Here is a 9,527-nt window from a genome sequence, read left to right as displayed (position 1 = left end):
TTACTGAATAGGCCTGATTATTATTTAAGTGATACTGATAATGACAGTGAGGTAATTACTTCACTTTATCCCATGCCATTGACCAATCAGAGCCAACGCCAGGTGCAAAACTTGTTGCGGTTTCAGTCCACTGAACACAGTAACCAGAATAAGGGAATGGCTTACATTGGTAGATAGCGCCATCTTCAGCCAGTACTTTTGTGCCTGCAGTGTAATTTTTTACGTTCTCTGGGAACACGAAATCATAATCACCTGCCGGTGGCGGTGTTTGTTCTTCCATCAAATGGAAATCAGATGTGGTTTGCTCAATTAACTCACCCTCTGTATTTTTGATGCGAGAAACAAGCATATGATGACCTTTTTCTGATTTAGATAATGTCATTAATACTGACTTAGTCTCACCATCTTTTAGATCAACAACCGCGTTCGATAACGCTTCTTTAGCATGGTTATAAACCGTTAGCTCTACATTCATATCGCCCACAGCGTATAAGCTAAGATCTAACTCTGTCGCCGTATCACCAATGGTATACATAGACGCTAGGCCTTGAATATCTAACTCATAGCTTGGCTCTGGCGTTTCGATTTGGTAACCAATCTCAACACTCTTTAGACCGCTGCCTGCTTTTAAATACACAGGGTTTGAACCAAATACAGGAACAAACTCACCTTTCTCATTTAGCTGACCCGCTGCAATATTAGCTTGCTCTTGGTTAACCTTAGTTGCTAATGCATGCGGCCAGTTATTTGCTTGACCTTGAGTTGCATTTTCAATCGTTACGCTTGTCGACAAACGGCTGTTTTCGCCAGAAGCATCGAACACACGAGTAAAGACACGGTCACCCACATTAAGATCACGCGTAGGGTTAATTTGACCACCTTGAGTCCAAGTTGGGTCAACCACACCACCGTCACCTTCAAATTTCACATCAATAACGTTATAGAATGCCGCAGCCGTATCGCCCACATCCCAAACAGCCAAAATCACTTGGTAACCTTCACGCTCTGGAACCACACACTCATGAGAGAATGTTTGTGGGTATAGCGGCGGTTTTTCCATGTTGTATTCAAGCTCACAGAACGGCGTCAAATCAAAAGAGTCACGCGTTAATACAGCGTTTTGATTCCAGTTCTGTTTTGTCATGTAGTATTTCCACGTTCTTGTTACGTGGTTAGCCGTAAACGTCCATTCAAACGTTTGTGCGCCAGCAGTCATTGGACGCTTAACCCAACGATCAGACGTTTGTTCGTTTAACTCAGAGAACTGAACTAAACCTGCACCTGCGATTTGACCATCTGCTGGGCCATTTTCAGGAAAACCTTCAGGGCCTTCAACACTCTGAGGCTCCCACTGCACAGAGCCACAGTTGGTATTTTTTTCTTGAGTATCAGAATAAAGCAGCACGAGAGCCAGCGATGCCACCGTTTGTTTCAGAAACATAACCGTGGGCAGACACACCAACACTAGTAGCCATTAGCGATAATGCTAATATTGTTTTTGTTGAGCAGTTGTTCATCATTTTTCATTTAGAATTATAATTTTATTAGCACACAGACTGAAGGTTTACGTCCTACTTTATCGAATGGTTTATCGATATAATTGTGCGCGCAGGAATATAGTTGAAAATAAACATCTAAACGAGAAATATAACGCGTTACTGGAAGTTAAATCACGAAATAAAAAGCAGATACAAACTTGCTTACAACTGGTTCATATCACCATTCATAAATCCATTTTATTTACTTTATAAAACCAACCAGATTATAAAAAACAATATCAAAATACATAGCTAAAAAAGCGAAAACACAAATAACAATTAACATAAAAGCAACAGTTTTACGCTCAATTCTGTTTAAAAAGTGAGTACCCGCATAGTTATGAAATCGTCCAAATGATCAAAACGACACTCTTGATAACCTTTTATTTACTGAGGTTAATATTCTGTAACAATAGCGCATAGAAAAAACAATAACTATAAAGTTAAGTCTGAAATTCATCGTTAGAATGGAGCTCATCATGCACAAAAATGAAATAGACAAAAACGAACATATTCCATTACCCACCAACACCAAGGAATGGTTCTTAAGTAAAAACAGTTTTATTATTCTCGCCGATATTGTTCTTTTTGCTCTGCTATACAAATTTTTACCCTTTGAGCAAAACGTCGTTCTCGGTTTAAGTATCTTAGCCTTTGTTGCTATTTTATGGTTAACCGAAGCCTTACACGTCAGTGTTACCGCCTTATTGGTTCCCATTTTAGCCGTGGGCTTTGAGATTTTTGATACCACCAAAGCACTGAGTAATTTTGCAAACCCAATCATCTTCTTATTTTTGGGAGGATTTGCCTTAGCCGCCGCGTTACACAGACAAGAGCTTGATAAAGTCATTGCAGATAAAGTATTAATCTTAGCCAATGGCAAAATGAGCACCGCAGTCTATATGCTATTTGGTGTCACCGCAGGTTTATCCATGTGGATCAGTAACACAGCAACCACTGCCATGATGTTGCCATTAGTATTGGGCGTTCTTAGTAAAGTCAACGCAAAAACAGGCCACAATACCTATGTCTTTGTGCTACTTGGTATCGCTTATTGTGCCAGTATTGGCGGGATCTCAACCATTGTTGGTAGCCCACCAAATGCCATTGCAGCAGCAGAAGTGGGGTTAAGTTTTACAGAGTGGATGTCGTTTGGTGTACCAATTACTCTCATTCTTTTACCTGTCACAGTTGGCCTATTATATGTGATGCTAAAACCCAACCTTAACGAGCTATTTGAGCTGAACCACGAGCCTGTTACTTGGGATAAAGGCAAAGTCGTTACCTTAATGATCTTTGGTCTCACCGTTACACTATGGATTTTCAGTAAACCAATCAATGCCATGTTAGGTGGGTTTTCTAAATTTGATACCTTAGTGGCGCTAATGGCCATTGTGCTGCTTGGTTTTGCTCGTGTAGTACAGTGGAAAGACATTGAAAAAACCACCGATTGGGGCGTACTGCTGCTGTTTGGTGGTGGTATCTGTCTAAGTAACATCCTAAAAGCAACAGGCACAAGTAGCTTCTTAGCATACAGCCTGAGTGATATTTTATCGCAAGCAGGGATTATATTTACCATTTTAACGGTTGCCGCGTTCGTTGTGTTTTTAACCGAATTTGCCAGTAATACCGCCAGTGCAGCGCTGCTTATTCCGGTATTTGCCAGTGTCGCCGAGGCATTAGGGATCTCCCCTGTGGTGCTTTCAGCTATGATTGCCATCTCAGCCTCTTGTGCCTTTATGTTGCCAGTTGCAACACCACCCAATGCAATTGTGTTTGGCTCAGGCCACATCAAACAATCTGAGATGATGCGCGTTGGTATTTATCTAAACCTAGTGTGTATTGTTATCTTAACGGCGTTTGCTTCCATCTTCTGGGCATAAAACGCTATATAAAAAAATACGGCCTCTGTAATTACAGGGGCCGTACCATATCGTTAAATATCAATTGATGATGCAGAGCTAAACTTAACGCCAAAACTCATCATTAGGATCACTCTCTTCACACCATACCGCATCTCGGCGCGCCACCAAATACCACTGTAAACCATCGAACAAGGCAAAGGCCGTAGGCCCACCTAAATGCTCGAACGCATCAAAAAACGCATCTTCTTGCTCAATTAAACTCTCTAATGTCGTGCATGAATGGGTAATTGCCCACTCGATAGCTTCTGGCTGAGCGGTTGCCTCATCCATAACAACAGCCACAAGAGGAAGCGTTGCACTTAGTTTTTCAGCCTCGTTCAATTCACGAAGATCGTCCTTATCTTGCTCTTGGTTTTTTATCTCATCAATAATGGTCAAACGCTCTTTATAAGACACATCGCGGTTTAACTCCGCAATACGCAGCGCATAAGCAAAACGCTCAGAGCCCACTATCTCGATCAACGTCTCAAGCAACACCAAATCTAATGACATCGCTTTTACATGGTACTCAATACACGCCTGAATACTTAAATAGCGCACCCCATTAAATTCATAACCACAGCTTTCGTCATACCCATCTAAAGGCTCGCCATCTACCGCTAAATCCCACCCGGTGTATTCAACACGTTCTTTGGCAATTTCATACATAGGCCATGCACTTTTACCAAAGCCTTCAAGTATTGCTCCATGAAACTCAGACGCCTCTAACTCTTCTTTGGTCCACTGCAAACCAATGCCCAGATGCTTAGCGTACTTGTTCATTAACGCGTGCTTAATTTGGTCACGGAACGACCAGATAGATTCAGATACCCCAGCCGATGGCAACGCCAAGCACTCTTTACATGCAGGCAGCTCAATAGGTTGATGGGTTATTTGACGAACTTGATGCGACGATTTAGGAAAAGAGAGGAGATCGAACGAAGGCTCACCACAAAACCAACAGGTGTGTCTGAGGTTAAAAGGAATATCGATAAGTGAATAGTGAGACATTAGGGCTTCCGATCTAAAAAAGAAAACCCTAGTTTAACTGATACTGCGTATTAAGAAATTACTCTTTTTCTCTTAATATACGAAACGTGTGTATTGCCATTGGAATGATGATTACCGCTAACCCTGCGATTAAAAAACCCATAAATATCATGAATGAACTCTGCCCACTCAAATTAAGCATTCTGCTACCCTTTCTGTTTAATTAAGCCATATTACCTAGCCCAGTAATACTATGTTGTATTTTTTCTGGGTTATTATTATTATTTTTAAAGTATTGACTCTACCTTCTTTATAAACGGCATTATGCTGTATCACTTTTCAAAATTAAATATTTTACTTACAAATACGCGATCTCAGATCACAAACCCAACTATTTTTTAACCTACTGATATTTATAACAATAAAAACAAAGGAAGAACTCTTAAAAATAAGACAATTACACGTTTTATTTCCCTTCAATTAATACTCATTCGCAACTTTTTGTGACCAGACTATCTTGATGAAAGAAAACACCTATTCTATCACTCCCGATAGAATGCAATAAGGATGTTAAGTGATATTCATATTAAGTACGCGACACATTGAAACCACCCCCTCCCTAAAGCGCCATACCAACGAGCCCGGCGATGCTCATTATTTAATCTTGCCTGATGATGCCCAAACTCCCGACATTAACAGCCATCAATATTCACAAGCAGAGTGGATAACCAAGCTAACCCAAAACACCACCAATGGACACCACCCAAGTGAACACCCACTTGCAGACTTTAAAACTGGCAATATTTTGTTCTTTGCACATGGTTACAACAACAGCCAAGAAGAGGTTATTCAACGTCATAAATTGTTGGATATGCACCTTAAACAGCATGGGTTTACAGGCACTATTGTCAGCTTTGATTGGCCCTGCGCTACTTATACGCTTAACTACCTTGAAGACAGAATGGACGCCTACCAAAGCGCACTGAAATTGGTAACGGCTGGTATTACCCCACTGGCGATAAATCAACTTAAAGAGCACCAAAACCAATGTGATATTGATGTGCATTTACTGGGTCACTCGACAGGGGCTTATGTGATACGAGAGGCCTTTTACCAAGCCAGTAAAAACCGCAGCCTACAGCGCATTCACTGGAACGTAAGCCAAGTGTGCTTTATAGGTGGAGACATTGCCAGACAATCACTCAGCCATGATGACAACAAATCAAAACCTCTGTTTGCCCAAGCCAGTCGCATAACCAATTACCAAAGCCCTTTTGATAACGCCTTAAAAATATCAAACATAAAACGAGCTGGCCTAGCCCCACGCTGCGGACGCGTTGGCCTACCCGATGATGCACCAAGTAATGTGGTTAACGTAAACTGTGGCAACCATTGGCAAGCGTTAATACAACCGAATGAAGATAAGCACATAGGTAACTGGACACACTCTTGGCACTTTCACTGCATGCATTTTGCCGAAGATTTAGCCCACACCCTACAAGGTGATATTGATAGATTAGCCATACCAACAAGAGAGCGAGTAGATGGAGAGCTAAGATTAACAGTAAAAAAGACAGGTATACCCAAGAAGGAAAGACGTAGGATTAAAGAGTGGGAGTGAGTTGCTCCCACTGAGTATTACCATTCTCTAACTAATAAGCGACTCTGAACCCCTTTGATTTGAAATCCCATTGCATCAAATACCTCCTCAAAATCTCTGCATTGAGGGGGGATATTTGGTAATGACAGCGAAGCTTCATTGAAGAATCGTTGCTGATCACTAGGCTCATCCCACGCTTGTTGCCACCATTCTATAATTGCTGGTTTGGCTTTATCTAATCTCGATAACGAAGGGACTCTATCTCGCTTCTCTAAATTTGACTTACTGCATGTCGGCAATAAATTCCAATGATCGTTATTCGGCCAATGAGCAAAAGGCAAACAGTGATCAACATGATACTCACCTTTCAACGCTTGATGACTCCAAACGCAATTAATTACCTGGTTATTATTTCTCAGTTTTTCAACCTTAGTGCGCACCCTATTGGTATCATGCTTTTTATCTAACCAAACCAAGCAATCATGATACGTTTGTAGCGTTATATTATTCTCTCTGTTCGCCTCAAAGCGCTGCATTTCAGATATCCATTGATTAACCACTAATGGTTCAATCCAAGAATAATAAAGGCGGAAACACTCCCAAAGGTTTTGCTTTAACACAAACGAACCAAAGCTTTCAAAGAAGGTAGAATCAAGCACAATACTGGATTCTATTTGACGTCTTTTAGGTGGCGCAACAGTTAAAAATTCATGCTTTTTGTCTTTTGAAGAGCCCGAATAAATAAAATTAATTGGCCCATCTTTCATGGTTTTTATCGTTGCTTGCATTGCTTTTTGTAAGGCTTTCGCTTCTTCCCCACAAAATACAGCGCCAATAGCTAAATCATCAGCCGTTAAATGAGTCAACTTATCCCATCCATCTTCCGTGATAAACGCTAAGCCTTTTTTGGTATTACTGTTTTGTTGAATATTACCGACATCAATTAATCGCTTATATGCTTTAATCCAATACAGTGCGACTAACCCTAATGGAATAGAGACTTCACCATCAGTGCGATCCAACACACAGCCTGAATGAGCATCTGCAATACGCAATAACACACGCAGTAGCGCTAGTTTATAGGTTGAGCTTTTGCTGTCATTAACAATGATACGACGAACTTTATTAAGATCACCAAAACCATCATCAGGTAAACTCATCACAACCGTTTGCCATTTAACCTCGCTACGCTTTAATGCATCAGGCTCAGCTTCGGTAACTAATCGCGTGTGTAAACAAGCATCTTTTGAAAATTGAGCTAATTCATCAATTGAACATGAATACGAACTTCTACCATCAGTGAAATCACCATGACGTAAACTGATCACCAAGCGTCCATTTGGAGCAAGAAGATTTGAGAGTTTTCTAAAAGCGCGAGCACGTGAACTTGGTGGAATGTGCATCCAAACAGCACTAACCAAAATGACATCAAAGCGCATGCCTAATCCGATGGTGTGACTCAATTCAGGTAATGAATCATCCAACCATTGCACTTGTTCACCTGTGTGTTTTTTGCCTAAATCTCGCATTTCCTTTGCAGGCTCTAAAGCAATAACCGTACACTTTTGATCTAAAAACCATTTGGAATCTCGACCAATACCGGCCCCGACATCCAGAATTTTCTCACCAGAAAATGGCCAAAATAACTTCCAACTGGCGTGAACTTTCTCAAACGTTACTGATGTGTAATTTTGAAGTAGTTCTTCTGAATGTTGATTATAAAATTGAATGTTTTTCATAAGTGCTGTGTACTACCTTATCAACCTATCGAAAGTTTCGCTGTATCATGCCACATGTAAGCAGGCATTGGATGCTTTAGTTTCCATGTTATGTTCATTGATTAGCTTCTTCTAGTACAAATAAAATACATGTTTTATTAATTTATTAAAACTTAAATAAAAGGCATGATAAATATATTGCCTAGATTGATATGCCTGGTATGATTGCCAAGCTTTTTATTAATAGTTGTGGTAATCATGAAAACAGGTGAAGTTCTAGTAATCGACCTATTCGCTGGGCCTGGCGGGCTTGGTGAAGGTATTTCGTCAGTAAAGCATGCAAATGGGAACGCTCCATTTCAGATTGGAATATCTGTCGAAAAAGAGCCATCTGCTCATAAAACTCTCACAACTAGAGCTTTCTACAGAAAAGTCCAAGATACAAAACATGGTCGATCTAGCTATAATGCTTATTTAAATGGCGAACTTACACGCGAGGAGCTTTTTGAACTTTTCCCACAAAAAGCAGAAGAAGCACAACAAGAAACACTATATAGCCCGCATGCTCTTGGTGATGATAATCAAGACATCCATCAGCGTATCCACCAACTTGTAACTGCTCACGGCGAACGCCCTAAAGTTGTTATTGGTGGGCCACCATGCCAAGCATACTCGTTAGCTGGTCGTTCACGTAATGCAGGCATTAAAGATTACAAAGCTGAAAAAGATCATCGAAACTTCCTATACAAAGAGTACTTGAAAGTACTCTCTATTGCTCAGCCTGACGTTTTTGTAATGGAGAACGTTCGCGGTATCCTTTCTGCAAAAATAGATGGGGAATTGATATTTCCTAATATTTTAAGAGACTTACGATCTCCTAGTAGAATAACAAAAATTTCTACTCCTAGGTATAAAGTTTTTTCCTTAGTGGTAGACACTGAAAACGTAAATAATCCTACGGACTTTCTAATTAGATCTGAGAACTATGGTGTTCCTCAAGCTCGCCATCGTGTGATCTTGTTGGGTGTTCGTGCTGATATTACAAGTGTTCCAGGGGTTCTAACGCAAAGAGAGGAGCAAACAACGGTAGAACAAGTTTTATCTGATTTACCTAAGTTAAGAAGTGGATTTTCTAAGCGTAAAGATGAAGTAAAAGAATGGGAAATCGCTGTTTCAAAGAACGGGGTTCAAGTTAAGAAATTACTTAAAAAACAATTTAAGAATACACAAGAGCTAGACCTTAAGCCTTTTAATAAACTTAACAGAAGTGAGACTCAGCCAGTAATTTACCCTGAAAAAATGCCTAGCCACCTGATTCAGTGGTATAGAAGTAATGCGCCAACTTGCGTACTTAACCATGAAACTCGTGGGCATATGGAAAGTGATTTGCTGCGCTATGCATTCAGTGCTGCTTATACCAAGTTAAGTGGGGGGACGTCACCAAAGGCGAGGGACTTTCCTGATGCTCTTGCTCCTGATCATGAAAACTGGAAGTCAGGCGCTCATGCAGACCGCTTTAGAACACAAGCTGCGAATAAATGCTCAACAACAGTAACTAGCCACATTTCTAAAGATGGACACTATTTTATTCATTACGATCCAAAACAATGCCGGAGCTTAACTGTGCGTGAAGCAGCTCGCTTACAAACATTTCCAGATAACTATAAATTTGAAGGTAATAGAACGCAGCAGTATGTGCAGGTAGGAAATGCTGTGCCACCATATTTGGCACAGCAGATTGGGAAGGTGGTGATGGAGCTATTAGACCACTAATACT

Annotated in this window: 5 protein-coding genes and 1 pseudogene; 3 read left to right on the top strand and 3 right to left on the bottom strand. The window is 40.6% G+C overall.

What is annotated here, in order from left to right; genetic code table 11:
* Positions 1-55: 55 nt before the first annotated feature.
* Positions 56-1,517 (bottom strand): annotated as a pseudogene (gene gbpA, locus PVK70_RS16215) (N-acetylglucosamine-binding protein GbpA).
* A 515-nt stretch (positions 1,518-2,032) separates the two neighbouring features.
* On the opposite strand from gbpA, the gene PVK70_RS16210 reads away from it, so the two are divergent.
* Complete coding sequence (locus PVK70_RS16210; protein ID WP_130046813.1) at positions 2,033-3,421, top strand: SLC13 family permease; 1,389 nt, start codon at positions 2,033-2,035, stop codon at positions 3,419-3,421.
* A gap of 84 nt (positions 3,422-3,505) precedes the next feature.
* Here the strand turns inward: PVK70_RS16210 and PVK70_RS16205 are convergent, their stop codons facing one another.
* Complete coding sequence (locus tag PVK70_RS16205; RefSeq protein ID WP_130046725.1) at positions 3,506-4,453, bottom strand: hypothetical protein; 948 nt, start codon at positions 4,451-4,453, stop codon at positions 3,506-3,508.
* A gap of 553 nt (positions 4,454-5,006) precedes the next feature.
* Between PVK70_RS16205 and PVK70_RS16200 the strand changes: the two genes are divergently transcribed.
* On the top strand, positions 5,007-6,053 hold the full coding sequence (locus tag PVK70_RS16200) for an alpha/beta hydrolase (RefSeq protein ID WP_130046726.1): 1,047 nt from the start codon (positions 5,007-5,009) through the stop codon (positions 6,051-6,053).
* A gap of 17 nt (positions 6,054-6,070) precedes the next feature.
* Here PVK70_RS16200 and PVK70_RS16195 read toward each other — a convergent pair whose 3' ends face one another.
* Positions 6,071-7,771 (bottom strand): class I SAM-dependent methyltransferase, encoded by a 1,701-nt coding sequence (locus tag PVK70_RS16195; RefSeq protein WP_130046727.1) that lies wholly within the window; start codon positions 7,769-7,771, stop codon positions 6,071-6,073.
* A 237-nt stretch (positions 7,772-8,008) separates the two neighbouring features.
* Here PVK70_RS16195 and PVK70_RS16190 point away from each other — a divergent pair, with 237 nt between their 5' ends.
* Positions 8,009-9,523 carry a DNA cytosine methyltransferase gene (locus PVK70_RS16190; RefSeq protein WP_130046728.1) on the top strand — a complete coding sequence of 505 codons (1,515 nt, stop codon included), beginning with the start codon at positions 8,009-8,011 and terminating at the stop codon, positions 9,521-9,523.
* The last annotated feature ends 4 nt before the right edge of the window (positions 9,524-9,527 follow it).

The sequence above is a fragment of the Aliivibrio sp. A6 genome (assembly GCF_028765505.1).
GTDB lineage: Bacteria > Pseudomonadota > Gammaproteobacteria > Enterobacterales > Vibrionaceae > Aliivibrio > Aliivibrio finisterrensis_A.
This window is presented reverse-complemented; position numbering and strand designations above follow the sequence as displayed.

Excerpts from the sequence above, each read along its gene's own strand:
- PVK70_RS16205 (WP_130046725.1), bottom strand. The coding sequence starts at position 4,453 with ATGTCTCACTATTCACTTATCGATATTCCTTTTAACCTCAGACACACC.
- PVK70_RS16195 (WP_130046727.1), bottom strand. The coding sequence starts at position 7,771 with ATGAAAAACATTCAATTTTATAATCAACATTCAGAAGAACTACTTCAA.
- PVK70_RS16190 (WP_130046728.1), top strand. The coding sequence starts at position 8,009 with ATGAAAACAGGTGAAGTTCTAGTAATCGACCTATTCGCTGGGCCTGGC.